Source organism: Streptomyces sp. A1136 (genome assembly GCF_004795055.1).
Lineage (GTDB): Bacteria > Actinomycetota > Actinomycetes > Streptomycetales > Streptomycetaceae > Streptomyces.
The window spans coordinates 26613-49976 of sequence record NZ_SSBJ01000042.1; the positions used below are offsets into that span (position 1 = coordinate 26613).

Here is a 23364-nt window from a genome sequence, read left to right on the forward strand (position 1 = left end):
CCGCTGACTGATGAGCTATGCCCGGGGACACAACGGACACCCTGGGAAAGGGAGATGTCGTGAGCAACGAAAGCCTGGCCAATCTGCTCAAGGAGGAGCGGCGGTTCGCACCGCCCGCCGATCTGGCCACCGCCGCCAACGTGACAGGGGCTGCGTACGCACAGGCCGACGCGGACCGGCTGGGCTTCTGGGCCGAGCAGGCCCGGCGGCTGACCTGGGTCACCGAGCCGACCGAGACGCTCGATTGGAGCAACCCGCCCTTCGCGAAGTGGTTCGCGGACGGCAAGCTGAACGTCGCGTACAACTGCGTCGACCGGCACGTGGAGGCCGGTAACGGCGACCGCGTCGCCCTCCACTTCGAGGGAGAGCCCGGCGACAGCCGCGCCATCACCTACGCCGAGCTCAAGGACGAGGTCTCCAAGGCCGCCAACGCCCTGACCGAGCTGGGCGTACAGGCCGGCGACCGGGTCGCCGTGTACCTGCCGATGATCCCCGAGGCCGTCGTCGCGATGCTCGCCTGCGCCCGCGTCGGCGCCGCCCACTCGGTGGTCTTCGGCGGCTTCTCCGCCGACGCCGTCGCCTCCCGCATCCAGGACGCCGACGCCAAACTGGTCATCACCGCCGACGGCGGCTACCGCCGCGGCAAGCCCAGCGCGCTCAAGCCCGCCATCGACGAGGCCGTCGCCAAGTGCCCGCAGGTCGAGCACGTCCTCGTCGTCCGCCGCACCGGCCAGGACACCGCCTTCACCGAGGGCCGCGACGTGTGGTGGCACGACATCGTCGGACGCCAGTCCGCGGAACACACCCCGCAGGCCTTCGACGCCGAGCACCCGCTGTTCATCCTGTACACCTCGGGGACCACGGGTAAGCCCAAGGGCATCCTGCACACCTCCGGCGGCTACCTGACGCAGGCCGCGTACACCCACCACGCGGTGTTCGACCTCAAGCCGGAGACCGACGTCTACTGGTGCACGGCCGACATCGGCTGGGTGACCGGCCACTCCTACATCGTCTACGGCCCGCTCGCCAACGGTGCCACCCAGGTGATGTACGAGGGCACCCCGGACACGCCGCACCAGGGCCGGTTCTGGGAGGTCGTCCAGAAGTACGGCGTCACCATCCTCTACACCGCACCCACGGCGATCCGGACGTTCATGAAGTGGGGCGACGACATCCCCGCCAAGTTCGACCTGTCGAGCCTGCGGGTCCTCGGCTCGGTCGGCGAGCCGATCAACCCCGAGGCCTGGATCTGGTACCGCAAGCACATCGGCGGCGACCGCTGCCCGATCGTGGACACCTGGTGGCAGACGGAGACCGGCGCGATGATGATCTCCCCGCTGCCGGGCGTCACCGATACGAAGCCCGGCTCGGCGCAGCGCGCGCTGCCCGGCATCGGCGCCACGGTCGTCGACGACGAGGGCCGCGAGGTCCCCGACGGCGGGGGCGGCTACCTGGTGCTCACCGAGCCGTGGCCGTCGATGCTGCGCACCATCTGGGGCGACGACCAGCGGTTCCTCGACACCTACTGGTCGCGCTTCGAGGGCAAGTACTTCGCGGGCGACGGCGCGAAGAAGGACGAGGACGGCGACATCTGGCTGCTCGGCCGCGTCGATGACGTGATGCTGGTATCCGGTCACAACATCTCGACCACCGAGGTCGAGTCCGCGCTCGTCTCACACGCCTCGGTCGCCGAGGCCGCGGTGGTCGGCGCGAACGACGAGACCACCGGCCAGGCCATCGTCGCCTTCGTCATCCTGCGCGGCAGCGCGTCCGAGACGGAGACCCTGGTCGCGGAGCTGCGCGACCACGTGGGTGCCACGCTCGGCCCGATCGCCAAGCCGAAGCGCATCCTGCCGGTGCAGGAACTGCCGAAGACCCGCTCGGGCAAGATCATGCGCCGGTTGCTGCGCGACGTGGCCGAGAACCGGACGGTCGGTGACGTCACCACGCTCGCCGACTCCTCCGTCATGGACCTGATCCAGAGCAAGCTGCCCGCCGCGGGCAGCGAGGACTGAGCCCGGCGCAGCGGTCCGAACAGGGCCCGAGGGCCATCCGGTGCGACGCGCCGGATGGCCCTTTCGCGCATAAAGTGAAGATCGCCGGATACGCCCTTGCGCACCACCTGTAAGGTATTGACCACGTAAAAAATCCTCAGGGTGCGCCGGGAAGTCTGGTCGGCAACGAGCTTCGCCATGCCGTCCAACCGCCCCGGAGGTGCCTCACGTGGCCGCGCCCAGCCCCACCGACCACAAGAGCCGCAAAGTGCTCGGCCGCCTCTCGCTGCCCGAGCGGCGCTACGTCGCCGACGCCCTGCGGACAGAAACCGTCGGCGGTGTGCTCCTCCTCGTGGCCGCGATCGCCGCGCTCGTGTGGGCCAACGTCCCACCTCTCGCGAGCAGCTACGACACCGTACGGTCCTTCCACATCGGCCCCGCCTCGCTCGGCCTGGACCTCTCCCTCCAGCACTGGGCGGCGGACGGCCTGCTCGCCGTCTTCTTCTTCGTCGCCGGCATCGAGCTCAAACGCGAACTGGTCGCGGGCGACCTGCGCGATCCCAAGGCGGCCGCCCTCCCGGTGATCGCCGCCGTCTGCGGCATGGCCATGCCCGCGCTGGTCTACGTAGCGGTCAATCTGCTCGGGAACGGCTCGACGGACGGCTGGGCGGTCCCGACCGCCACGGACATCGCCTTCGCGCTCGCGGTCCTCGCCGTGATCGGCACCTCCCTGCCGTCTGCCCTGCGCGCGTTCCTGCTGACCCTCGCGGTCGTGGACGACCTCTTCGCCATCCTGATCATCGCGGTCTTCTTCACCAGCGACATCGACTTCGCGGCGCTCGGCGGCGCCGTCGCCGGCCTGGTGCTCTTCTGTATCCTGCTGCGCGCCGGCGTCCACGGCTGGTACGTCTACGTCCCGCTAGCCCTGGTGATCTGGGGCCTGATGTACAACAGCGGGGTCCACGCCACGATCGCCGGCGTCGCGATGGGCCTGATGCTGCGCTGCACCCGCCGGGAAGGCGAGGACACCTCTCCGGGCGAGCACGTGGAACACCTCGTACGCCCCCTCTCCGCGGCCCTGGCCGTCCCCCTCTTCGCCCTCCTCTCCGCCGGCGTGTCGCTCTCCGACAAGGCCCTCGCCCAGGTCTTCACCCGGCCGGAGACCCTCGGCGTGGTACTCGGCCTGGTCGTCGGCAAGGCGACCGGCATCTTCGGCGGCACCTGGCTGGCCGCCCGCTTCACCAAGGCCGAACTGAACGAGGACCTCGCCTGGCCGGACGTCCTCGCGGTCGCCTCGCTGGCCGGCATCGGCTTCACGGTGTCCCTGCTCATCGGGGAACTCGCCTTCGCGGGCGACGAGACCCTCACCGACGAGGTCAAGGCCGCCGTCCTGATCGGCTCGCTCATCGCCGCGGTCGTCGCCGGCGTGCTGCTCAAGCTCCGCGACCGCAAGTACAAGGCGCTGACGGAGGCCGAGGACCGCGACGAGGACCGCGACGGCATCCCGGACGTGTACGAGCTGGACAACCCCGAGTACCACCTGCGCATGGCGCGCATCCACGAGGAGAAGGCGGCGGAACACCGCCGTCTCGCGGCGGCGGCCGCGACGCTCGCGACCGGCGAAGCGGCGGCCGGGTCCAGCGCAGAGCGCGACCGTCCGGCATGATCTGAACTGACGGAGGACAGCCGTCGACGACGGACGACATGAGGAGAGAGCGATGAGCGCGTTGGACCAAGGGGAACAAGGAGCCGAGCGCACGCTCGGCCAGTTGGTCGCCTCGGCGACCGCGGAAATGTCCGCCCTGGTGCACGACGAGATCGCCCTCGCCAAGGCGGAGCTGCGCCAGGACGCGAAGCGGGCGGGGGTCGGCGGCGCCGCGATCTCGGTCGCAGGGGTGTTCGCGCTGTTCTCCCTGCCTGTGTTGAGCTTCGCCGCGGCGTACGGGATCCACAACCTCGGGCTGGGGCTGGCCTGGTCCTTCCTCATCGTCGGAGCCGCGTTCCTGCTGCTCGCCGGCGTGCTCGCGCTGCTGGCCGTGTCGAAGTTCAAGAAGGTCAAGCCGCCGGAGAGGAGCATCGCCTCGGTGAAGCAGACGGCGGCCGTCGTCGGGACCGTCAAGCCGCATCCCCGCGCGGTCAGTGACAACGCCGTGGGTGTGGCACGCTCGTCCTCATGACAGCGCCCTCGCCGGCTTCCGGCACCCCGCCCACCGCCGCCTCGGCGGTACGGCTCGACATCCCCGGCGGGCAAGAGGTGACGCACCGGGACGTCGCCGCCAACGGGGCGCGCTTCCACGTCGCCGAACTCGGTGACGGGCCGTTGGTGCTCCTGCTGCACGGCTTCCCGCAGTTCTGGTGGACCTGGCGGCACCAACTGACCGCCCTCGCCGACGCCGGTTACCGCGCCGTCGCGATGGACCTGCGCGGGGTGGGCGGCAGCGACCGCACGCCCCGCGGCTACGACCCGGCGAACCTGGCGCTGGACATCACCGGCGTCATCCGGTCCCTCGGCGAGCCGGACGCCGCGCTGGTCGGGCACGACCTGGGTGGCTACCTCGCCTGGACCGCGGCGGTGATGCGGCCGAAGCTGGTCCGCCGACTGGCGGTCTCCTCGATGCCGCACCCGCGCCGTTGGCGCGCGGCGATGATGGCGGACTTCGGGCAGACCCGGGCGAGTTCGCACATTTGGGGCTTCCAACGGCCGTTCGTCCCCGAACGGCAGCTCGTCGCCGACGACGGGGCGCTCGTGGGCCGGTTGATCCGGGACTGGTCCGGTCCCGTGCCGCCCGAGGACGCCGATGTCGACGTGTACCGGCGCGCGATGTGCATTCCGTCCACCGCGCACTGCTCGATCGAGCCGTACCGCTGGATGATGCGCTCGATGGCCCGGCCCGACGGGCTCCAGTTCAACCGGCGCATGAAGCGACCGGTGCGGGTGCCGACGCTGCACCTGCACGGCTCGCTCGATCCGGTGATGCGCATACGGAGTGCGGCGGGCAGCGGACAGTACGTCGAAGCCCCGTACCGGTGGCGGCTGTTCGACGGTCTGGGACATTTCCCGCACGAGGAGGACCCCGCGGCCTTCTCGGCGGAACTGGTGAACTGGCTCAAGGACCCCGAACCGGACCGCTGAGCGGCCGCGCGACCGGGCGCCGGCGGACACGCGACCGGAAGTGGGCCGGACGGGCGACCGGCGTCCGTCCGTGCGTCCGCGCGTCCGCGCGTCCCGCCGGAAGCGGGCTGCCGGAGTACGGAGCCGGGCCGACGGTCCGTCCACGCTTCATACGGTTGTGTGATGGTCGTTCAATTGCCTGCCGCATAGGCCAATTGGCCGCCACGGACGCGATTACCGACCTTTGGCCCCGGGCAAAGCTCGGAGTATGGGCTGGACGCACGACTACCGTGACACCGCACACGAACGCCGCTCGGCCGCCGCGCCGGGCACCCACGAGGGGGAAGGCCGCGACGGCCACGACCCTCGACTCGGGATTCCGCGCATCCTGCGCCGCCGGGCCCGCTGGGTATCGGCCCGGCTGCGCCATCCGCGGATGTAGGGCCCCCGGGCCCGCGCGCTGCCCTTCGCACAGGCCCTAGAGGGCGCAACCCTGGCTGTCGACGCGCCGGTCGGCGGTCTTCCCGCTCCGGATGTCGTCGCGGATCTCGTCCGCCGTCAGGGCGTAACCGGTGTTGGGGTCGTCCAGCGACTTGGCGAAGACGACCCCGTACACCTTGCCCTCGGGCGTCAGCAGCGGGCCGCCGGAGTTGCCCTGGCGGACCGTCGCGAACAGGGAGTACACGTCCCGTCGGACCGTGCCGCGGTGGTAGATGTCCGGGCCGTTGGCGTTGATCCGGCCGCGGACGCGCGCCGAGCGGATGTCGTACGCGCCGTTCTCCGGGAAGCCGGCGACGATCGCGTCGCTGCCGCTCGCCGCGTCCTTCTCGGTGAACTCCAGCGCGGGCGCCTTCAGCCTCGGCACGTCCAGGACGGCGATGTCACGCTCCCAGTCGTAGAGCACCACCTTGCCGTCGTACAGCTTGCCCTCGCCGCCCACCTGCACGGTCGGTTCGGCGACCCCGCCGACGACGTGCGCGTTGGTCATCACCTTGCCGGGCGCGAACACGAAGCCCGTGCCCTCCAGCACCTTGCTGCAACTGGGCGCGGTGCCCACGACCTTCACGATCGAGCGCTTGGCCGAGTCGGCGACGCCGCTGCGGGCGAGCGCCGGATCGGGCGCCTTCACCTCGGTGATCGGCTCGTTGGAGAAGGGGCTGAACACCTGCGGGAAGCCGTTGCGCGCCAAGGTCGAACTGAAATCCGAGAACCAGGTGTTCGCCTGCGCCGGCATCACCCGGGACACGCCGAGGAGCACCTTGGAGTTGCGGACCTCCTTGCCCAGGGTGGGCAGCGAGGTCCCGGCGAGCGCGGAACCGATCAGCCACGCCACCAGCAGCATCGCGACGACGTTCACCAGTGCCCCGCCCGTCGCGTCGATCGCGCGCGCCGGGGACCAGGTGATGTGCCGTCTGAGTCGGCTGCCCAGATGGGTGGTGAGGGCCTGGCCGATCGAGGCACAGATGATGATCACGACGACGGCGATGACCACGACGGTGGTGGACACCTGAGTGCCGTTGTCGGTGACCCGGTCCCAGATCAGCGGAAGCAGGGACACGGCGATGAGACCACCGCCCAAGAAGCCGATCACCGACAGGATGCCGACGACGAAGCCCTGGCGGTAGCCGACGATCGCGAACCACACGGCCGCGAGCAGCAACAGGATGTCCAGCACGTTCACGTGGGCCACCGTCTCATGCGCGCCAGTCGATCGTGACCTCACGTGATCGGTCCCACTCGCGCTCCCACCCCGCGAAGTGCAGCAACCGGTCGATCACCCCCGCTGTGAAACCCCAGACCAGAGCCGATTCGACGGTGAAAGCGGGCCCCAGGAGCCCGCTCGGATGTACGGCTGTCACGCGGTGCGCCGGATCCGCGAGGTCCGCGATGGGCACCGTGAACACCCGGGCCGTCTCCGCCGGGTCCACGGCGCCCACCGGGGTCGGCACCCTCCACCAGCCGAGCACCGGGGTCACGACGAACTCGCTGACCGGGATGTACAGACGGGGCAGCGCCCCGAAGAGCTGGACCCCGGCGGGATCGAGCCCCGTCTCCTCCTCGGCCTCCCGCAGGGCCGCGCGCAGCGGGCCCGTGGTCTGCGGGTCACCGTCCTCGGGGTCGAGGGCGCCGCCCGGGAAGGACGGCTGGCCGGCGTGCGAGCGCAGGCTCCCCGCGCGTTCCTGGAGCAGCAGCTCCGGGCCGCGGGGGCCCTCGCCGAAGAGGATGAGCACCGCGGACTGGCGGCCCCGCCCGTCCTCGGGGGGCAGGAACCGGCTCAGCTGGTGGGGCCGCACGGTGCGCACGGCCTCGACCACCGGATCCAACCAGCCCGGAAGACCCCGGGTGCTCAGGGTCACGCCGCCGCGGGGGCCGACGTACGACTGACCGTCCTCGACTCCCGCCGCGCCCACCGGCCCGCCCGTCACACTCTCGTCCCTCGTACCCCGCGTCATAGGCACCCCTGCTCCCTGGCTCCTGATCCGTGTCCACCCCGGCGACGGTGTCACCCGCTCAACGCGGCCCGCCGCCGGTTTCGTTCCTCCGCGAGACGCCCTGCGACGCCGCGGGCCGCTCAGGGCGTCCGGGCGCCCAGCGGCGGTGCGGGCAGGCCCGGGTAGTCCGCCGGCGGGCTCAGTCGCTGGCCCGGCTGTCCGCCCTTCTCGTACTTGAGCAGCTTGCGCGCCTTGTCCGGATCGGTCTCGCCCTCCCCGTACGACGGGCAGAGGGGGGCGATCGGGCAGGCGCCGCAGGCGGGCTTGCGGGCGTGGCAGATCCGGCGGCCGTGGAAGACGACGCGGTGCGAGAGCATCGTCCACTCGCTCTTGGGGAAGATCGCGCAGATCTCCTCCTCGACCCTTTCCGGGTCCTCCTGCTCGGTCCACTTGAAGCGCCGCACCAGCCGGCCGAAGTGGGTGTCGACGGTGATGCCCGGGACGCCGAAGGCGTTGCCGAGCACCACGTTGGCCGTCTTGCGGCCCACGCCGGGCAGGGTCACCAGGTCTTCGATCCGGCCCGGTACCTCGCCGCCGAAGTTCTCGCACAGGGCCTGCGAAAGGCCGAGGAGCGACCGCGACTTCGCCCGGAAGAACCCGGTCGGCCGGATCAGCTCTTCCAGATCCTCCGGGGCGGCGGCGGCCATGGCCTCGGGGGTCGGGTAGGCGGCGAAGAGGGCCGGGGTCGTCTGGTTCACGCGCAGGTCGGTGGTCTGCGCGGAGAGGACGGTGGCGACCAGGAGCTCGAACGGGTTGCGGAAGTCCAGCTCCGGGTGGGCGTACGGGTACACCTCCGCCAGTTCCCGGTTGATCCGGCGGGCCCTGCGGATCATCGCGAGGCGGGATTCCGGCTTCGGGGTCCTGGCGGGCTTCGCGGGGGCGGCGGCCTTGGACGGCTTGGCGGTCTCGGCCGGCTTGGCGCTCTTGGCCGACTTGGCGGCCTCGGCCGTCTCGGACGGCTGCGACGGCGTGGCCTCGGCGGGCGCGGCGTCGGCCGGCGCGGCGTCGGCCGGCGCGGTCTTGGAGTGGGCGGTCTTGGAGTGGGCGGTCTTGGCGGGCATGGTCTTCCGCTGCCCGGCGGCCCGCCCGGGAGCTTGTTTCTTGGTCGAACCTTTGCCCTCCGTGCTCGGAGGAACCTCCGAGGGCGGCGCCCCGGGGCCTTGTTCGCCCACGGCTGAATTCCGGGCGGCCGTCACTCCCGCGGACCCCATGGCCTGTGCTCTCACCGGCTTATTGGACACCCGGCCAGCCTAAGGCCGGCCGCTGACACCCCGCCCGGACCTTTGGTAACACCACCCCGATGGGGCCCTCGCCACACAGCACACCCGTACGTCCGGCATCCTTGTGATTGATCGCACTGTTTCAGCCGTCCGGCAAAATGGGGAGCGGTCCCCTGAGCCGGTCGACATAGGAGAGAGACTCGTGGACGACGTTCTGCGGCGCGCCCCGCTCTTCGCGGCGCTCGATGACGAGCAGGCCGCGGAGCTCCGCGCCTCCATGGGCGAGGTGACCCTCGCACGCGGTGACGCCCTGTTCCACGAGGGCGACCCCGGTGACCGGCTGTATGTGGTCACCGAGGGCAAGGTGAAGCTGCACCGCACCTCCCCCGACGGCCGCGAGAACATGCTGGCCGTCCTCGGTCCCGGCGAGCTGATCGGCGAGCTGTCGCTGTTCGACCCGGGCCCGCGCACCGCCACCGCGACCGCCCTGACCGAGGTCAAGCTCCTGGGTCTGGGTCACGGCGACCTCCAGCCCTGGCTCAACGCCCGGCCGGAGGTCGCGACCGCGCTGCTGCGCGCCGTGGCGCGCCGCCTGCGCAAGACCAACGACCAGATGTCCGACCTGGTCTTCTCCGACGTCCCGGGCCGCGTGGCCCGCGCCCTCCTGGACCTGTCGCGCCGCTTCGGCGTGCAGTCGGAGGAGGGCATCCACGTCGTGCACGACCTCACCCAGGAGGAGCTGGCGCAGCTCGTCGGCGCCTCCCGCGAGACCGTGAACAAGGCGCTGGCCGACTTCGCCGGCCGCGGCTGGCTGCGGCTCGAAGCGCGCGCGGTGATCCTGCTGGACGTCGAGCGACTGGCGAAGCGCTCGCGCTGACGCCGAGCCGGCACATCGCCTCAGGCGTGCGCGCAAGGGTCCTGCCCCCAGGGGGCGGGGCCCTTCCGTCGTCCGCCGTGACGTCGGCTTCCCCGCGATGCCGGTTCCCGTGACGTCATCTCCGGTGACGTCATCTCCGGTGACGTCTTCCCCCGGAACGGGCAGGGTGGTGGCATGGGGCACAAGGGTCTGGACGCACAGGGGTACTTCGAGCGCGAGGGCTCGCTCGGCCGGGTGCCGCGGACGTTCGCGCCGGTCGTCGCCGCCGCGCGGGAGCGGATCGCCGAGGCGTACGGGCGGCGGCTGCACAGCGCGTACCTGTACGGCTCCGTGCCGCGCGGGACGGCCCGCCCCGGGCGCTCGGACCTCGACTTGCTGCTCGCCCTGCACCGGGAACCCGCCGACGACGACCGGGACACCGCCGACGTACTCGGGCGGGGGCTTGACGAGGACTTCCCGGAGATCGACGGGGTGGGCGTCCTGCTCTACGGCAAGGACCGGTTGCTGAGCGAGGAGGAACGTTTCGACCTGGGCTGGTTCCTCGCCTGCCTGAGCACGCCGCTGCTCGGCGAGGACCTGGCCGAGCAGTTGCCCCGGTACCGGCCGGACGGCGTGCTCGCCCGGGAGACCAACGGCGGCCTGGCCGCCCTGCTGCCCGCCTGGCGGAGCAGGGTGCGGGAGGCCTCGTCGCCCGAGGAGCACCGGAAGCTGAGCCGGTCCTACGCGCGGCACCTGGTACGCAGCGGGTTCACCTTGGTCATGCCCTGGTGGGGCGGCTGGACCAGCGACCTCGTCGAGTCGGCGGAGGTCTTCGGCCGGTACTACCCCGACCGTGCGGCGCAGATGCGGGCGGCGGCCGCGGTGGCGCTGGAGCCGGTCGCGGACCCCGCGGTCCTGCGCACGTACACGGAGGACCTCGGGCCGTGGCTCGCGCGGGAGTACACCGCCCGCCACGGCGTCCCCGGGCGGGGCCGGAGCCGGACCGTGGCCGAGGCTTCCCGCCCGGCCGGCCTTGGCGGCAGCGTCATGGGCCCCGGGCCTCGGTAGGCCCGGCATGACCGGAAAGACCCGGCCTAGGCCTCGGTTCGGTCGGTGAGCGCCTCGACCGCGTGCTTGGCCTCCGCGAGTCCCGAACCCGTGGCGCGGCGGTGGGCGCGAATGGCTTCGATGGTGCGGCCGTCGCGGGCCAGGGCCCGCACCTCGTCCATCGCCGCCGGTTCGGGCTCCTCGATGCCGAAGTGGTCCAGCACCAGGCCCAGGCGGCGCTCCAGGCCGTCCGCCCGGCGTTCGAGGGCCTTCATCCGCAAGGTCACGGTCGAGGTGATCCACGAGGCCGTGGCGAGCAGCGCCAACAGCAGGAAAAGTGTCGTCATTCAGGGCCCCCCGGGATCAGTCCGTGATCTTGAAGGTACTCCAGCTGGGCCCGGACAGACCATTCGGCGATCGGCCAAAGCGACCGGTCCACATCGGCGTAGACGTAGGCCACGACCGCCTCGGGGGTGAGGAAACCGTTCTCCACGGCGGTCTCGACCTGCGCCAGCCGATGGGCACGGTGGGCCAGGTAGAACTCGACCGCCCCCTGCGCGTCGTCCAGGACCGGGCCGTGGCCCGGGAGCACCGTGTGGACCCCGTCGTCGACCGTGAGGGAGCGCAGGCGGCGCAGGGAGTCCAGGTAGTCGCCGAGCCGCCCGTCGGGGTGCGCGACGACGGTCGTACCGCGCCCGAGGATGGTGTCGCCGGTCAGGACGGCCCGGTCGGCGGGCAGGTGGAACGAGAGGGAGTCGGAGGTGTGACCGGGCGTCGCGACCACACGCAGCTCCAGGCCGCCGACCCGGACGCCCTGGCCCGCCGACAGGCCCTCGTCGCCGAGCCGCAGGGCCGGGTCCAAGGCGCGGACCTTGGTGCCGGTGAGCTCGGCGAAGCGGCCGGCGCCCTCCGCGTGGTCGGGGTGGCCGTGGGTGAGAAGGGTCAGGGCGACGCGCTTGCCGGCCTCCTCGGCGGTGCGGATGACGGCCCGGAGGTGCCCCTCGTCGAGCGGGCCGGGGTCGATGACGACGGCCAGGTCGGAGTCGGGCTCGGAGACGAGCCAGGTGTTGGTCCCGTCCAGGGTCATCGCGGAGGCGTTGGGAGCCAGGACGTTGACCGCGCGGGCGGTGGCGGGCCCCGAGGAGACCACTCCGCGGGGCTGGCCGGGCAGGCTTGCGGCGTCGGTCATGCGGTGGCACCTCCGGGGCGTCCGAGGCGGACGCGCTTGGTGAACTCATCGTGCCCCGGCCAGCTGAGCACCACATCCCCGCCCTCCAGGGCCGCCTGCGCGAGGATCGGGGTCAGGTCCTGGGCCGCTGCCCCGGCCAGGGCGTCGGCGGCGCTCTCGTACGGCTCCAGGGAGCGCAGCGTGGAGATGGTGGGCGGCATCATCAGCAGCTCGCCCTTGTCATAGCCCGCGGCCGCATCCTCGGGGCGGATCCACACCGTCCGGTCGGCCTCGGTGGAGGCGTTGCGGGTGCGCTGCCCCTCGGGGAGGGCGGCGACGAAGAACCAGGTGTCGTAGCGGCGGGGCTCGAACGCGGGGGTGATCCAGCGGGCCCAGGCCCCGAGCAGGTCCGAGCGCAGCAGGAGGCCGCGGCGGTCGAGGAACTCGGCGAAGGACAGCTCGCGGGCGACGAGGGCCAGCCGGTCGGCCTCCCAGTCGTCGCCGGTCGTGTCGCCGACGATCGTGTCGGGGGCTTCACCGGCGAGCAGGACCCCGGCTTCCTCGTAGGTCTCGCGGACGGCTCCGCAGACGATGGCCTGGGCCGTACGGGGGTCCGTGCCGAGGCGGTCCGCCCAGTCCGCGAGACCGGGTCCCGCCCAGCCGATGCGGTGGTCCTCGTCGCGGGGGTCGACCCCGCCGCCTGGGTAGGCGTAGGCGCCGCCGGCGAAGGCCATGGAGGTGCGCCGGCGCAGCATGTGCACGGCCGGACCGGAGTCGGTGTCGCGCAGCAGCATCACGGTGGCGGCGCGTCTGGGCTCGACGGGAGTGAGGGAACCGTCCGCGAGCGCGCGGATGCGGTCGGGCCACTCCGGGGGATACCACTGGCCCCCGGCGGGCGTGGCCTCGTCCGGGTGCGACTGCTGCTGTCCCTGCTCACCGTTGGGCATGGCCGGATGCTACGGCCATCCGGCCCGATGTTCGAGGGCCCGCCGCCCGGTCGGGCCTCGCCTTCGCGGGCCCGAACCGCAACCGCCCCGCGCCGCGGCGACGGGCAGCCTCCGGGCTACGAGCGCCGCCACGCGGCCACCGCCCGGCCCCGCGCCAACGGGCCGGCCCGAGGGGCTCAAGGGTCCGGATACGGCGGGGCGGCCGAGCCGCCGGCCCGCCACGGTCCGGGCGAACCGGCCCGGCCCGTGCGCCGCCTCGCCCCGCCGAGCAACCGCGGCGGGGCAAGGGGCGGGGACGGGCCCGGGAGGGAGCGGGTCAGGCCTCGGGGGTGAGCTCGACCTGGATCTCGACCTCGACCGGAGCGTCCAGCGGCAGAACCGCCACGCCGACCGCGCTGCGGGCGTGGACGCCCTTCTCGCCGAGCACCTCACCCAGCAGCTCGCTCGCGCCGTTCAGCACACCCGGCTGCCCGGTGAAGTCCGGGGCGGACGCCACGAAGCCGACGACCTTCACGACCCGCGCGATCTTGTCCAGGTCGCCGATCACCGACTTGACGGCCGCCAGCGCGTTCAGCGCGCAGGTCGCGGCCAGCTCCTTCGCCTGCTCCGCCGACACCTCGGCGCCGACCTTGCCGGTGACCGGCATGCTGCCCTTGACCATCGGCAGCTGACCGGCGGTGTACACGTAGACGCCCGACCGCACGGCCGGCTGGTAGGCGGCCAGCGGCGGCACGACGTCCGGCAGGGTCAGGCCGAGCTCGGCCAGCCTCGCCTCGACGGCCCCGCTCATGCGGCCTTCTCCCGCTTCATGTAGGCCACGAGCTGCTCGGGGTTGTTCGGCCCGGGCACGACCTGGACGAGCTCCCAGCCGTCCTCGCCCCAGGTGTCCAGGATCTGCTTGGTGGCGTGGACCAGCAGCGGGACCGTCGCGTATTCGAACTTCTTGGTCATGGGAGCGAGGGTAGTGCCTGTCGCCCGGGCCTCTCGCGCGGCCTCGTTCCCCGGCCCGGAACACGAACCGTCCGGCCGACTCGTTAGGCTCGGACGCTGTGAGCAGGCTCCAGGTGGTCAGCGGCAAGGGCGGCACCGGCAAGACCACGGTCGCCGCCGCACTCGCACTCGCCCTCGCGCGCGAGGGCAGACGGACTCTGTTGGTGGAGGTCGAGGGCAGGCAGGGCATCGCGCAGCTCTTCGGCGCGCAGGCGCTCCCGTACGAGGAACGGAAGATCGCCGTCGCGCCGGGCGGCGGCGGTGAGGTGTACGCGCTCGCCATCGACGCCGAACGCGCGCTGCTGGACTACCTCCAGATGTTCTACAAGCTCGGTTCCGCCGGGCGCGCGCTCAAGAAGCTCGGCGCGATCGACTTCGCGACGACCATCGCGCCGGGCCTGCGCGACGTCCTGCTGACCGGCAAGGCCTGCGAGGCGGTCCGGCGCAAGGACAAGGCCGGGCGGTACGTCTACGACCACGTGATCATGGACGCGCCGCCGACGGGGCGGATCACGCGCTTCCTGAACGTCAACGACGAGGTGGCCGGGCTGGCCCGGTTCGGGCCCATCCACAACCAGGCGCAGGCCGTCATGAAGGTCCTGAAGTCCCCGGAGACGGCCGTCCACCTGGTGACGCTGCTGGAGGAGATGCCGGTCCAGGAGACGGCGGACGGGATCGCCGAACTGGAGGCGGCCGGGCTGCCCGTGGGCCGGGTCGTCGTGAACATGGTCCGCCCGCACCACTTGGACGAGGAGGCCCTGGGCGCGGCGGCCGGCGAGCGCCGGGCCGATGTGGCCAAGGCCCTGTCCCGCGCGGGCCTGGGCGGCGCGCGCCGCGGCGGTCTGGCCGAGCGGCTGGTGGACCCGCTGCTCGCGCAGGCCGCCGAACACACGAGCCGGGTACGGCTGGAGCGGGAGCAGCGGACGGTGCTGGAGGGGCTGGACGTGCCGACGTACGAACTTCCCCTGCTCGGCGGCGCCGGCATGGACCTGGCCGGCCTGTACGAGCTGGCGACGGAACTGCGCAAGCAGGCGGTCGACGCATGACCGAGCGCGGGACGACGACGCGGAAGCCGACGGACGAGAAGCAGACGACCGGGAAGCTGGTGGCCGACGAGATGGGCCTGGACACTCCGCCCGCGCTGGCGGTCGACACGCTGCTGGACGACCCGAAGACCCGGATCATCGTGTGCTGCGGCTCGGGTGGCGTCGGCAAGACCACCACGGCGGCGGCGCTCGGAGTACGGGCGGCCGAGCGCGGCCGGAAGGTGGTCGTGCTGACCATCGACCCGGCGCGCCGACTGGCCCAGTCGATGGGGATCGCCTCGCTGGACAACACGCCGCGCAAGGTCGCGGGCGTATCGGGCGACGGCGGTGAACTGCACGCCATGATGCTCGACATGAAGCGCACCTTCGACGAGATCGTCGAGGCGCACGCGGACGGCGAGCGGGCCCGGGCCATCCTGGCGAACCCTTTCTACCAGTCCCTGTCGGCCGGTTTCGCGGGCACGCAGGAGTACATGGCGATGGAGAAGCTGGGACAGCTGCGGGCGCGGGACGACTGGGACCTGATCGTGGTCGACACCCCGCCGAGCCGGTCCGCGCTGGACTTCCTCGACGCGCCGAAGCGCCTGGGATCGTTCCTGGACGGGAAGTTCATCCGGGTCCTGATGGCTCCGGCGAAGGTCGGCGGGCGGGCCGGGATGAAGTTCCTCAACGTCGGCATGTCGCTGATGACCGGCACGCTGAGCAAGTTGATGGGCGCCTCGCTGTTGAAGGACGTACAGACCTTCGTGGCCGCGATGGACACGATGTTCGGTGGCTTCCGCACCCGCGCGGACGCGACCTTCCGACTCCTCCAGGCCCCGGGCACGGCCTTCCTGGTGGTCGCCGCGCCCGAGCCGGACGCCCTGCGCGAGGCGGCGTACTTCGTCGAGCGGCTGGCGGCGGAGCGGATGCCACTGGCCGGCCTGGTGCTGAACCGGGTCCATGACAGTGCCGCCGAACAGCTCTCCGCGGAGCGGGCGTTGGCCGCCGCAGAGAATCTTGAAGAGGCGGGCATTGTCGATCAGGAGTCCGGGAAAGCTGGACTTCGTGACTCGGACGCGGACACCGGCACTCCCGAGACCGGCTCCCCCAGCGCCGTCGACGCCGACGTGGACGAGATCACCGCGGGACTGCTGCGTCTGCATGCCGAGCGGATGCAGGTGATCGCGCGCGAGCAACGCACGCGTGACCGCTTCACCTCACTGCATCCCGAGGTGGCGGTGGCCGAAGTGGCCGCCCTGCCCGGCGATGTGCACGACCTCGCCGGGCTACGGGCCATCGGAGAACGGCTCGCGACCGGGGTTCCGGCCGGAGCGTAGACGTTCGCGTACGTGCGGTGCGGGTGGTTTACCCGGCTGCCGCGTACGTCTCGTACGGAACGTCGATCTCCGCGTCGACATCCATGGTGAGGATGCCCGTACTGCGCTCGTACTCCGTGCGGGCGGTTTCGAGCAGCCGTCGCCACGAGGTGACGGTGGGACGCCGGCGCAGCAACGCGCGACGCTCCCGCTCGGTCATTCCGCCCCATACTCCGAACTCGACACGGTTGTCGAGCGCGTCGGCCAGGCACTCGGTCCGCACCGGACACCCGGTGCACACCGCCTTGGCCCTGTTCTGTGCCGCTCCTTGAACGAACAGTTCATCCGGATCGGTAGTGCGGCAGGCTGCCTGCGCACTCCAGTCGGTAACCCAGCCCATCCCGGCGCCGTCCTCTCCCGAATCGAGGCTCCCCCACGGCGGCAGCGGCATATTCACCGCTGCCAGTTGAGGACGTTACGGAAGGCGAGCACAGCGCAACACCCCCGACGGGCCCAATCTTGAATGGTCCGAACGGACTATGGGTAAGCGGCAGATCACCCGACGGAGTGATCGGACGACATGCCCGACCATTCCGGCGATTCGGGTGAAATCGGAGATTCACCACCGGACACCATCCGAGTGAACGGCGGGATTCGGACATCAGTCCACCGCATTCGGCAAGGGTGAAAATCAAGCCGAGGGGTTGATGTCGCGCCGCACTGCTGTGACAGTTGGGGCCAGCTTAGGCCAAGGCATTCGCGCGTGTCCGGTGAATGAGAACGTAGGCTGCCCTCCATGGGAAAGAAGCGCTCGGGCGGCGGGCTCACGGGGCCGCAACAGGCCGCCAAGTTCCTCGGGGTGTCGGTCCTCTCCGGAGTCGTACTGGCCGGCATCGCGATCCCGGGCGCCGGCGCCCTGGGCCTCGCCGCCAAGGGAACGGTAGAGGGATTCGACGAGATCCCGGCCAATCTCAAGACACCTCCGTTGAGCCAGCGCACCACGATTCTGGACGCGGAGGGTGGCTTGATCGCCACCGTCTATTCGCGCGACCGCCAAGTGGTCCCGCTGACGGCCATCTCCCCGTACATGCAGAAGGCGATCGTCGCCATCGAGGACTCGCGTTTCTACGAGCACGGCGCGGTCGACCTCAAGGGCATCCTGCGCGCGGTGAACCGCAACGCGCAGGAGGGCGGAGCCGCTCAGGGCGCGTCCACGTTGACCCAGCAGTACGTGAAGAACGTCTTCGTCGAGGAAGCCGGTGACGACGAGTCGAAGGTGCGCGAGGCGCAGGAGAAGAGCCTCGGGCGGAAGATCCGCGAACTGAAGTACTCGATCCAGGTCGAGGAGGAACTCGGGAAGAAGAAGATCCTCGAGAACTACCTCAACATCACCTACTTCGGTCAGCAGGCGTACGGAATCGAATCCGCCTCCCAGCGCTACTTCAGCAAGCCCGCCAAGGACCTGACGCTGGAGGAGTCCGCGCTGCTGGCCGGCGTGGTGCAGTCGCCGACCCGCTTCGACCCGGTCAACGACTCCCAGGAGGCGATGAAGCGCCGCAACGTCGTCCTCCAGCGGATGGCCGACATGAAGGACATCTCGCAGACCGAGGCCGACGAGGCGAAGCAGAAGCCGGTCACGCTCAAGGTGACCCGACCCAAGAACGGCTGCATCACCGCCGTGAAGGGCGCCGGCTTCTTCTGCGACTACGTGCGCAACACCTTCCTGACCGACCCGGTGTTCGGCAAGACCCGCGAGGAGCGCGCCAAGCTCTGGAACCGCGGCGGCCTGACGGTCCGTACGACGCTCGACCCGCAGTCGCAGGACTCGGTCAACGAGTCCATCAAGGACCACGTCCACCAAGACGACAAGGTCGCGACGGCCGTCACCCTCGTCCAGCCCGGCACCGGCCGGGTGCTCGGGATGGGCCAGTCCAAGCCGTACGGCTTCGGCAAGGACGAGACGCAGATCAACTACTCCGTCGACAAGCGGATGGGCGGCTCGAACTTCGGCTTCCCGACCGGCTCCACCTTCAAGCCCTTCGTCGCGGCCGCGGCCATCGAGCAGGGCATGTCGCCCACGAAGGTGTACGCCTCCCCGCACGACATGGAGTACCCGAGCGGCGTGCAGACCTGCGGCGACAAGCCCTGGGTCAACGACAGCAAGCCCAAGGACCGGGTCGAGAACGAGTCGGAGTCCGAGAGCGGCCCGTACGGGATGAGGGAGGCGATGGCCAAGTCGGTCAACACCTACTTCGTCGAGATGATCAGCGACATCGGGCTGTGCCCGGTCACCGAGATGACCACGAAGCTCGGTGTCGTCCCGGCCGACGGCGCCAAGCTGCCGGAGGTCCCCGCCATCGCGCTCGGCACCCAGGGCATGTCCCCGCTGACCATGGCCACCGCCTACGCCACCTTCGCCAACCGGGGCGTGCGCTGCACCCCGATCGCCATAGAGTCCATCACGGACGCGCACGGCAAGGCGCTCGCCGTCCCCAAGTCGCAGTGCGAGCGGGTGATGTCGGAGAAGACGGCCGACACCATCAACACCCTGCTGCTCGGCGTGGTCGACTCCGGTACGGGTGCCCAGGCGGGTCTCACCGACCGGCAGAGCGCGGGCAAGACGGGTACGACCGAGAACCGCTACAACGCCTGGTTCGTCGGGTACACGCCGAACATGTCCGGCGCGACGTGGGTCGGCTCGGCGGGACTCAAGCAGGTGTCGATGGAGAACATCACCATCGGCGGCGAGTTCTACGACAAGGTCTACGGCGGCGGGCTGCCCGGCCCGATCTGGAAGCAGGCGGTGACGGGCGCGCTGGCCGGCCGGGAGAACCAGAGCTTCCAGACGGTGTTCGTCGGGGACGCCGCCTCCCCGACCGGGGGCGCCCGCGGCAACCGCCCGACCCAGCCGAGCAACCCCAACCCGGGCAAGCCGGGGAAGGGCAAGCCGGGACGCGACGGCAAGCCGGGCGACGGCGACCCGGGCGGGGCCACGATCGCCGGGCCCACCGGCGGCGGCGCACCCGTCGACCCCTTCCCCGGGATCTCCATCCCGCCGGGCGTGATCGGCGGCGGGGGCGACGTCCAGTAGCCCGCACGTGAAGAGGGAGGCCCCCGCCGGATTCCGGCGGGGGCCTCCCTCTTCACGCGTGTCCGGGCGTTACACGTGTCCGGGCGTTACGCGTGTCCGGGCCTTCCCTGTCCGGGAGCCCCTGCGCGCGGTCCGGAACCCCTAGGCGAGCCGCTGCTTAACGGCGGCGGCGACGCGGCCCCCGTCGGCCAGCCCGGCGACCTTCGGGTTCACGATCTTCATGACGGCACCCATCGCCCGCGGCCCCTCGGCCCCGGCCGCCTTCGCCTCCGCCACGGCCTGCGCGACGATCTCGCCGAGCTCATCGTCCGTGAGCTGCTTGGGCAGGTACCTGTCGAGGAACTCGCCCTCGGCGAGCTCCCGCGCGGCCGACTCGGCGCGACCACCCTGGCTGAACGCCTCCGCCGCCTCGCGGCGCTTCTTCGCCTCCTTGGCGATCACCTTGAGGACTTCCTCGTCGGAGAGCACCCGGGCTTCCTTGCCGGCGACCTCCTCCTTGGTGATGGCGGCGAGGGTCAGTCGCAGCGTGGACGAGCTGAGCTCGTCGCGCGCCTTGATGGCAGTGGTGAGGTCTTCCTGGAGCTTGGCCTTGAGCGTGGTCATGCCCCGAGTCTGCCAGGTGCGGCGCCATAGGCGCCCGCCGGTTTTCCGCTGGGGCGACCCGGGGTGCGACGATGGGGTCATGCGTGCGCGTTACGGAGTTCCCCTGAAGGTCGGCGCCGGGATCGCGGCGGTGGGGGCCGCGGGTGTGGCCTACGCGGCCGGGTTCGAGGCCCGGTCCTTCCGGCTGCGCCGGGTGACGGTCCCCGTCCTCCCCGCCGGTATGCGGCCCCTGCGGATACTGCAGGTGTCGGACATCCACATGGTGGGCGGTCAGCGCAAGAAGCGCGCCTGGCTCCAGTCCCTCGCCGGGCTGCGCCCGGACTTCGTGGTGAACACGGGCGACAACCTCTCCGACACGGAGGGCGTGCCGGAGGTGCTGGACGCCCTCGGGCCGCTGATGTCCTTCCCCGGCGTGTACGTATTCGGCTCGAACGACTACTACGGGCCGCGGCTGCGCAACCCCGGGCGCTATCTGATCGAGAAGGCCCAGGGCCGGCACGGGCTGAACGGCAACAAGCCGGTCGTCGGCGCCGTCCACAACCCGTGGGAGGAACTGCGCGACGCCTTCGACGCGGCCGGCTGGCTCAACCTGACCAACACGCGGGCGCGGATGAAGCTGGACGGACTGGAGATCGCCTTCACCGGTCTGGACGACCCGCACATCAAGCGGGACCGCTACGCGATGGTGGCGGGCGGACCGGAGGCGGACGCCGACTTCTCGATGGCGGTGGTCCACGCCCCCTACCTGCGCGTCCTGGAGGCGTTCACCGCCGACCGCTACCCGCTGATCCTGGCCGGGCACACCCACGGCGGGCAGTTGTGCGTCCCGTTCTACGGGGCGCTGGTGACCAACTGCGACCTGGACACCGACCGGGTCAAGGGCCTGTCGACCCACACGGCGAACGGCAACCGCGCGTACCTCCACGTCTCGGCCGGCTGCGGCACCAACCGCTTCACCCCGGTCCGCTTCGCCTGCCCGCCGGAGGCCACCCTCCTGACGCTGACCCCGCGGCAACCCGCCTGACCGCCCTGCGGGCGCCCCACGAAAACCGGATTTCGTCTCCGGCCGACGGTCCGCTAAAGTAATCGATGTCGCCAGGACAGCACACGCTGCACAGGCGGCGATCGGGGTGTAGCGCAGCTTGGCAGCGCGCTTCGTTCGGGACGAAGAGGTCGTGGGTTCAAATCCCGCCACCCCGACTTCGTAAGACCAGGTCAGGGGCCTGATCCGCATCGCGGATCAGGCCCCTGTTTGGCGTTTGCCCCTGTCTTGGGAGCCATCTGGGAGCCATCTGGGAGCCGACTTCGGAATCCGGCTCCCCGGGGAGCCGGTCAGGCAGCGGCGGCGCCGGGGTCCGGGGCAGTCGTGCGCGTGCTCCGGTCGTCGAGGACGATCAAGGCTGAGCCGTTCGCCTTCTCGGCCTGATCTGTCACACGGTCCACAGCGAGCGCCGTCCTGCGGTAGACCGCCGCAGCCAGCGCCCACGTGGCCAGGTCCTGCTCCTCACCGGGCGCCCCGCCTGCCTCGTGCCCCCGGGTCACCTTCCACATCGTGGTGAGCATGGCGAGCAGGGACCTTCCCGACAGGGCTATCTCGACACGGCCGCCATCCGCGTCTTCGCATCCGCTCGGGGAGCCGGAAGTGGGTGTGCCCGCTGGTGTGCTCTGCGATGAAGTCCCACGTCTCCCGGTGACAGATCAGCGTCGCGGAGGCGATCGCAGCAGCCGACAGAAGGCACTGCAGGTGGGCGCGCTGGTCCTCCTGGTCAGCGTGAGCGGGCTCCTGGACCGGCTCCGCCACGGGTGTCAGGTGCGGCACGGTTTCCGGCTTTCCTGCCGTGTTCCCATGACCGTGGGCATTGCGGACTTCTTCCAGCACGCGGGGTTCCTTCCCGTCGGATCGTTCGGTCAGCTCGGCCGGCTCTCCGAGTACCTCGGGCTCGGCTGGGTCCGGCCCAGCGGGCGGCTGCACATCGGACTCGGTAGTGGCCGGGGCGCCGACAACCAAGGGGCTCGCCGCCTCGGGCGACACCAGCGGTACCGCCTGGATGCTCTCTTCCAGGCGTCGGCTCAGGGCATCCAGACCGCTCCGCGCCTCCGCAGCACGCCCGCGTCCACTACCGCCTTGCGTAGACGCAGTCGCCCCCTGGGGCGGACGGAGCCCAGGATCATCCGCGCCGCCTCGAACTCGGCGCTCCCCCGTACCTCCCTCGACGCCTCGGTCAGGGCGAGCTCCGCCGTGTCGTGCGCACGGAAGACGTCGACATCAGCCCAGAGCGCGACCAGACAGCCGGCGCTGACCCACTCCTGCAGTCCGGCCTCATCGCCGTCCAGAAACCGCACGTGGATGCCGGACCTACCGGAGGCGCCCACCCGGACGATCTCCACCTGGCGCAGAGCGCCGCCCAACTCCTTCGGCTTGGCCCGATAGGCCCAGCGCTCCCCGATCTCCATGCCTCCATTGAGCCAGGCCGACGGCACCGCCGGGTGCCCATCAACGAGATCTCGCCGGGGAACCGACGTCGGAATCGCCTCCGAGGCCGTCCGTGATCTACCGCAAAGCAAGTGCCCCGTGTCACAACCCGCACGTAGGCTCGGGACGGTCGGCGTGGGAGCGCCTGGCTGACGGACTGGGGAAGGGGGACAGCGTGGATCATCTCTTCACCGTCGAAGGGGCCTCGGCCGCACCCGTCGCACCGACCGCGCTCGCAGCGGAGGGGCTCCTCGAACGACAGCACCTCCAGGAGTGGGTGATCGCGCACCCCCAGGTCCTCGGAGAGTCGGTGCTCGTCATCACCGCCGAGTTCGACCGGTGGGCCGACACGGACGGGGTACCGGCGCGGGACCGACTGGACGTCCTGGGCCTGGATGCCACGGGTCGTCTCGTGGTGGTCGAGCTGAAGCGGGGAACGGCCAACCGAGACGTACACCTCCAGCCGATCACCTACGCCGCCCTGGTGTCCCGCTTCGACCTCGACACCCTGGCCCAGGCACACCGCGACTTCCTGAAGGGCAGGGGCGAGAGCGTCGAACTCGACGAGTGCCGACAGCGCCTCTCGAACCACGTGGACGGGGACTGGAGTCCGGAACTGCTCCAGCCCCCCCCGGCAGGTGATCATCGCGGCCGGCTTCCCCAAACAAGTCACCCACACCGTCGTGTGGCTGTCGGAGATGAACCTCGACATCGACCTCATCGAGGTCGGCCTCTGGAGAGTCAAGGGACAGCTCGTCGCCGGATTCACCAAGGTCTATTCCACCCCGGAGGTCGAGGAGTTCACCCTCGCTCCGGCCCGGATCGAAGCCAAGGCCGCAGCCCAGAAACTGGAGGAACGCTCACGCGCCCGCAACGCCGTGCACGTACTTCTCCATGCGGCCCCCGAGCTGGTCCGCGACGGATACAACGAGGCAGACCACGAGGGCGGCGCACGCCCGTTTCTCTTGGTCCAGGGAATGGAGGCGTACACCGAATCGGGGTGATCGGCTTTCCAGCCCTCGGCACA

At 71.1% G+C, this 23364-nt stretch carries 24 protein-coding genes and 1 tRNA gene; 13 read left to right on the forward strand and 12 right to left on the reverse strand.

The window, feature by feature from the left end; genetic code table 11:
- The first annotated feature begins 17 nt into the window (after positions 1 to 17).
- The 5 genes from acs (at position 18) to E6R62_RS39900 (ending at position 5548) form a co-directional block, all read left to right on the forward strand.
- Positions 18 to 2015 carry an acetate--CoA ligase gene (gene acs, locus E6R62_RS30895; RefSeq protein ID WP_206308899.1) on the forward strand — a complete coding sequence of 666 codons (1998 nt, stop codon included), beginning with the start codon at positions 18 to 20 and terminating at the stop codon, positions 2013 to 2015.
- A 208-nt stretch (positions 2016 to 2223) separates the two neighbouring features.
- On the forward strand, positions 2224 to 3660 hold the full coding sequence (gene nhaA / locus E6R62_RS30900; protein WP_136216784.1) for a Na+/H+ antiporter NhaA: 1437 nt from the start codon (positions 2224 to 2226) through the stop codon (positions 3658 to 3660).
- Positions 3661 to 3712: 52 nt separating this feature from the next.
- Positions 3713 to 4171: a phage holin family protein gene (locus tag E6R62_RS30905; RefSeq protein ID WP_136216785.1), complete on the forward strand. Its 459-nt coding sequence runs from the start codon at positions 3713 to 3715 to the stop codon at positions 4169 to 4171.
- On the forward strand, positions 4168 to 5127 hold the full coding sequence (locus E6R62_RS30910; protein ID WP_136216786.1) for an alpha/beta fold hydrolase: 960 nt from the start codon (positions 4168 to 4170) through the stop codon (positions 5125 to 5127). The genes E6R62_RS30905 and E6R62_RS30910 overlap by 4 nt, the downstream gene beginning before the upstream one ends.
- A 247-nt stretch (positions 5128 to 5374) precedes the next feature.
- Complete coding sequence (locus E6R62_RS39900) at positions 5375 to 5548, forward strand: hypothetical protein (protein WP_168714234.1); 174 nt, start codon at positions 5375 to 5377, stop codon at positions 5546 to 5548.
- Positions 5549 to 5584: 36 nt separating this feature from the next.
- On the opposite strand, the gene E6R62_RS30915 is transcribed toward E6R62_RS39900, so the two are convergent.
- The 3 genes from E6R62_RS30915 to nth all read right to left on the reverse strand — a co-directional run bounded on the left by E6R62_RS30915 (position 5585) and on the right by nth (position 8659).
- Entirely contained in the window at positions 5585 to 6787 is a 1203-nt protein-coding gene (locus tag E6R62_RS30915; RefSeq protein ID WP_136216787.1) for a MarP family serine protease, read from the reverse strand.
- A 13-nt stretch (positions 6788 to 6800) separates the two neighbouring features.
- Positions 6801 to 7559 (reverse strand): CoA pyrophosphatase, encoded by a 759-nt coding sequence (locus E6R62_RS30920; RefSeq protein ID WP_240802010.1) that lies wholly within the window; start codon positions 7557 to 7559, stop codon positions 6801 to 6803.
- Between the two features lie 119 nt (positions 7560 to 7678).
- On the reverse strand, positions 7679 to 8659 hold the full coding sequence (nth, locus tag E6R62_RS30925; RefSeq protein WP_136216788.1) for an endonuclease III: 981 nt from the start codon (positions 8657 to 8659) through the stop codon (positions 7679 to 7681).
- A 361-nt stretch (positions 8660 to 9020) separates the two neighbouring features.
- On the opposite strand from nth, the gene E6R62_RS30930 reads away from it, so the two are divergent.
- Together E6R62_RS30930 and E6R62_RS30935 are read left to right on the forward strand one after the other, a co-directional pair.
- Entirely contained in the window at positions 9021 to 9695 is a 675-nt protein-coding gene (locus tag E6R62_RS30930) for a Crp/Fnr family transcriptional regulator (RefSeq protein ID WP_003981529.1), read from the forward strand.
- Positions 9696 to 9869: 174 nt separating this feature from the next.
- Positions 9870 to 10742: a nucleotidyltransferase domain-containing protein gene (locus tag E6R62_RS30935; protein ID WP_136216789.1), complete on the forward strand. Its 873-nt coding sequence runs from the start codon at positions 9870 to 9872 to the stop codon at positions 10740 to 10742.
- A 26-nt stretch (positions 10743 to 10768) separates the two neighbouring features.
- On the opposite strand, the gene E6R62_RS30940 is transcribed toward E6R62_RS30935, so the two are convergent.
- The 5 genes from E6R62_RS30940 to E6R62_RS30960 all read right to left on the reverse strand — a co-directional run bounded on the left by E6R62_RS30940 (position 10769) and on the right by E6R62_RS30960 (position 13787).
- Complete coding sequence (locus E6R62_RS30940; RefSeq protein ID WP_136216790.1) at positions 10769 to 11068, reverse strand: hypothetical protein; 300 nt, start codon at positions 11066 to 11068, stop codon at positions 10769 to 10771.
- Positions 11065 to 11910, reverse strand: coding sequence for an MBL fold metallo-hydrolase (locus tag E6R62_RS30945; RefSeq protein WP_136216791.1), 846 nt, complete (start codon positions 11908 to 11910; stop codon positions 11065 to 11067). Before E6R62_RS30945 ends, E6R62_RS30940 begins: the two co-directional genes overlap by 4 nt.
- Positions 11907 to 12836: an NUDIX hydrolase gene (locus E6R62_RS30950; RefSeq protein WP_136216792.1), complete on the reverse strand. Its 930-nt coding sequence runs from the start codon at positions 12834 to 12836 to the stop codon at positions 11907 to 11909. Before E6R62_RS30950 ends, E6R62_RS30945 begins: the two co-directional genes overlap by 4 nt.
- A 316-nt stretch (positions 12837 to 13152) precedes the next feature.
- Positions 13153 to 13626 (reverse strand): RidA family protein, encoded by a 474-nt coding sequence (locus E6R62_RS30955; RefSeq protein WP_136216793.1) that lies wholly within the window; start codon positions 13624 to 13626, stop codon positions 13153 to 13155.
- Positions 13623 to 13787, reverse strand: coding sequence for a DUF4177 domain-containing protein (locus E6R62_RS30960; RefSeq protein ID WP_136216794.1), 165 nt, complete (start codon positions 13785 to 13787; stop codon positions 13623 to 13625). Before E6R62_RS30960 ends, E6R62_RS30955 begins: the two co-directional genes overlap by 4 nt.
- A 98-nt stretch (positions 13788 to 13885) precedes the next feature.
- On the opposite strand from E6R62_RS30960, the gene E6R62_RS30965 reads away from it, so the two are divergent.
- Both E6R62_RS30965 and E6R62_RS30970 read left to right on the forward strand, forming a co-directional pair.
- On the forward strand, positions 13886 to 14872 hold the full coding sequence (locus E6R62_RS30965) for an ArsA-related P-loop ATPase (protein ID WP_136216795.1): 987 nt from the start codon (positions 13886 to 13888) through the stop codon (positions 14870 to 14872).
- A 71-nt stretch (positions 14873 to 14943) separates the two neighbouring features.
- A complete protein-coding gene (locus tag E6R62_RS30970; RefSeq protein ID WP_136216806.1) occupies positions 14944 to 16191 on the forward strand; it encodes an ArsA family ATPase in 1248 nt (415 codons plus the stop codon).
- A gap of 28 nt (positions 16192 to 16219) precedes the next feature.
- On the opposite strand, the gene E6R62_RS30975 is transcribed toward E6R62_RS30970, so the two are convergent.
- Positions 16220 to 16570 (reverse strand): WhiB family transcriptional regulator, encoded by a 351-nt coding sequence (locus tag E6R62_RS30975; protein ID WP_053676911.1) that lies wholly within the window; start codon positions 16568 to 16570, stop codon positions 16220 to 16222.
- A gap of 396 nt (positions 16571 to 16966) precedes the next feature.
- Here E6R62_RS30975 and E6R62_RS30985 point away from each other — a divergent pair, with 396 nt between their 5' ends.
- A complete protein-coding gene (locus E6R62_RS30985) occupies positions 16967 to 19261 on the forward strand; it encodes a transglycosylase domain-containing protein (RefSeq protein ID WP_136216796.1) in 2295 nt (764 codons plus the stop codon).
- Positions 19262 to 19402: 141 nt separating this feature from the next.
- On the opposite strand, the gene E6R62_RS30990 is transcribed toward E6R62_RS30985, so the two are convergent.
- A complete protein-coding gene (locus tag E6R62_RS30990; RefSeq protein ID WP_136216797.1) occupies positions 19403 to 19864 on the reverse strand; it encodes a GatB/YqeY domain-containing protein in 462 nt (153 codons plus the stop codon).
- Positions 19865 to 19943: 79 nt separating this feature from the next.
- On the opposite strand from E6R62_RS30990, the gene E6R62_RS30995 reads away from it, so the two are divergent.
- Entirely contained in the window at positions 19944 to 20888 is a 945-nt protein-coding gene (locus tag E6R62_RS30995) for a metallophosphoesterase (RefSeq protein WP_136216798.1), read from the forward strand.
- Between the two features lie 102 nt (positions 20889 to 20990).
- A tRNA-Pro gene (locus E6R62_RS31000) sits at positions 20991 to 21064 on the forward strand.
- A 132-nt stretch (positions 21065 to 21196) separates the two neighbouring features.
- Here the strand turns inward: E6R62_RS31000 and E6R62_RS31005 are convergent.
- Positions 21197 to 21427 carry a hypothetical protein gene (locus E6R62_RS31005; protein ID WP_136216799.1) on the reverse strand — a complete coding sequence of 77 codons (231 nt, stop codon included), beginning with the start codon at positions 21425 to 21427 and terminating at the stop codon, positions 21197 to 21199.
- A gap of 507 nt (positions 21428 to 21934) precedes the next feature.
- Positions 21935 to 22318: a hypothetical protein gene (locus E6R62_RS31010; RefSeq protein WP_240802011.1), complete on the reverse strand. Its 384-nt coding sequence runs from the start codon at positions 22316 to 22318 to the stop codon at positions 21935 to 21937.
- Positions 22319 to 22975: 657 nt separating this feature from the next.
- Between E6R62_RS31010 and E6R62_RS41365 the strand changes: the two genes are divergently transcribed.
- Entirely contained in the window at positions 22976 to 23341 is a 366-nt protein-coding gene (locus tag E6R62_RS41365) for a hypothetical protein (protein ID WP_240802012.1), read from the forward strand.
- The last annotated feature ends 23 nt before the right edge of the window (positions 23342 to 23364 follow it).

Excerpts from the sequence above, each read along its gene's own strand:
- acs (WP_206308899.1), top strand. The coding sequence starts at position 18 with ATGCCCGGGGACACAACGGACACCCTGGGAAAGGGAGATGTCGTGAGC.
- E6R62_RS30905 (WP_136216785.1), top strand. The coding sequence starts at position 3,713 with ATGAGCGCGTTGGACCAAGGGGAACAAGGAGCCGAGCGCACGCTCGGC.
- E6R62_RS30910 (WP_136216786.1), top strand. The coding sequence starts at position 4,168 with ATGACAGCGCCCTCGCCGGCTTCCGGCACCCCGCCCACCGCCGCCTCG.
- E6R62_RS39900 (WP_168714234.1), top strand. The coding sequence starts at position 5,375 with ATGGGCTGGACGCACGACTACCGTGACACCGCACACGAACGCCGCTCG.
- E6R62_RS30920 (WP_240802010.1), bottom strand. The coding sequence starts at position 7,559 with ATGACGCGGGGTACGAGGGACGAGAGTGTGACGGGCGGGCCGGTGGGC.
- nth (WP_136216788.1), bottom strand. The coding sequence starts at position 8,659 with ATGCCCGCCAAGACCGCCCACTCCAAGACCGCCCACTCCAAGACCGCG.
- E6R62_RS30935 (WP_136216789.1), top strand. The coding sequence starts at position 9,870 with ATGGGGCACAAGGGTCTGGACGCACAGGGGTACTTCGAGCGCGAGGGC.
- E6R62_RS30940 (WP_136216790.1), bottom strand. The coding sequence starts at position 11,068 with ATGACGACACTTTTCCTGCTGTTGGCGCTGCTCGCCACGGCCTCGTGG.
- E6R62_RS30945 (WP_136216791.1), bottom strand. The coding sequence starts at position 11,910 with ATGACCGACGCCGCAAGCCTGCCCGGCCAGCCCCGCGGAGTGGTCTCC.
- E6R62_RS30950 (WP_136216792.1), bottom strand. The coding sequence starts at position 12,836 with ATGCCCAACGGTGAGCAGGGACAGCAGCAGTCGCACCCGGACGAGGCC.
- E6R62_RS30955 (WP_136216793.1), bottom strand. The coding sequence starts at position 13,626 with ATGAGCGGGGCCGTCGAGGCGAGGCTGGCCGAGCTCGGCCTGACCCTG.
- E6R62_RS30960 (WP_136216794.1), bottom strand. The coding sequence starts at position 13,787 with ATGACCAAGAAGTTCGAATACGCGACGGTCCCGCTGCTGGTCCACGCC.
- E6R62_RS30970 (WP_136216806.1), top strand. The coding sequence starts at position 14,944 with ATGGGCCTGGACACTCCGCCCGCGCTGGCGGTCGACACGCTGCTGGAC.
- E6R62_RS30975 (WP_053676911.1), bottom strand. The coding sequence starts at position 16,570 with ATGGGCTGGGTTACCGACTGGAGTGCGCAGGCAGCCTGCCGCACTACC.
- E6R62_RS30985 (WP_136216796.1), top strand. The coding sequence starts at position 16,967 with ATGGGAAAGAAGCGCTCGGGCGGCGGGCTCACGGGGCCGCAACAGGCC.
- E6R62_RS30990 (WP_136216797.1), bottom strand. The coding sequence starts at position 19,864 with ATGACCACGCTCAAGGCCAAGCTCCAGGAAGACCTCACCACTGCCATC.
- E6R62_RS30995 (WP_136216798.1), top strand. The coding sequence starts at position 19,944 with ATGCGTGCGCGTTACGGAGTTCCCCTGAAGGTCGGCGCCGGGATCGCG.
- E6R62_RS31005 (WP_136216799.1), bottom strand. The coding sequence starts at position 21,427 with ATGCTCACCACGATGTGGAAGGTGACCCGGGGGCACGAGGCAGGCGGG.
- E6R62_RS31010 (WP_240802011.1), bottom strand. The coding sequence starts at position 22,318 with ATGGAGATCGGGGAGCGCTGGGCCTATCGGGCCAAGCCGAAGGAGTTG.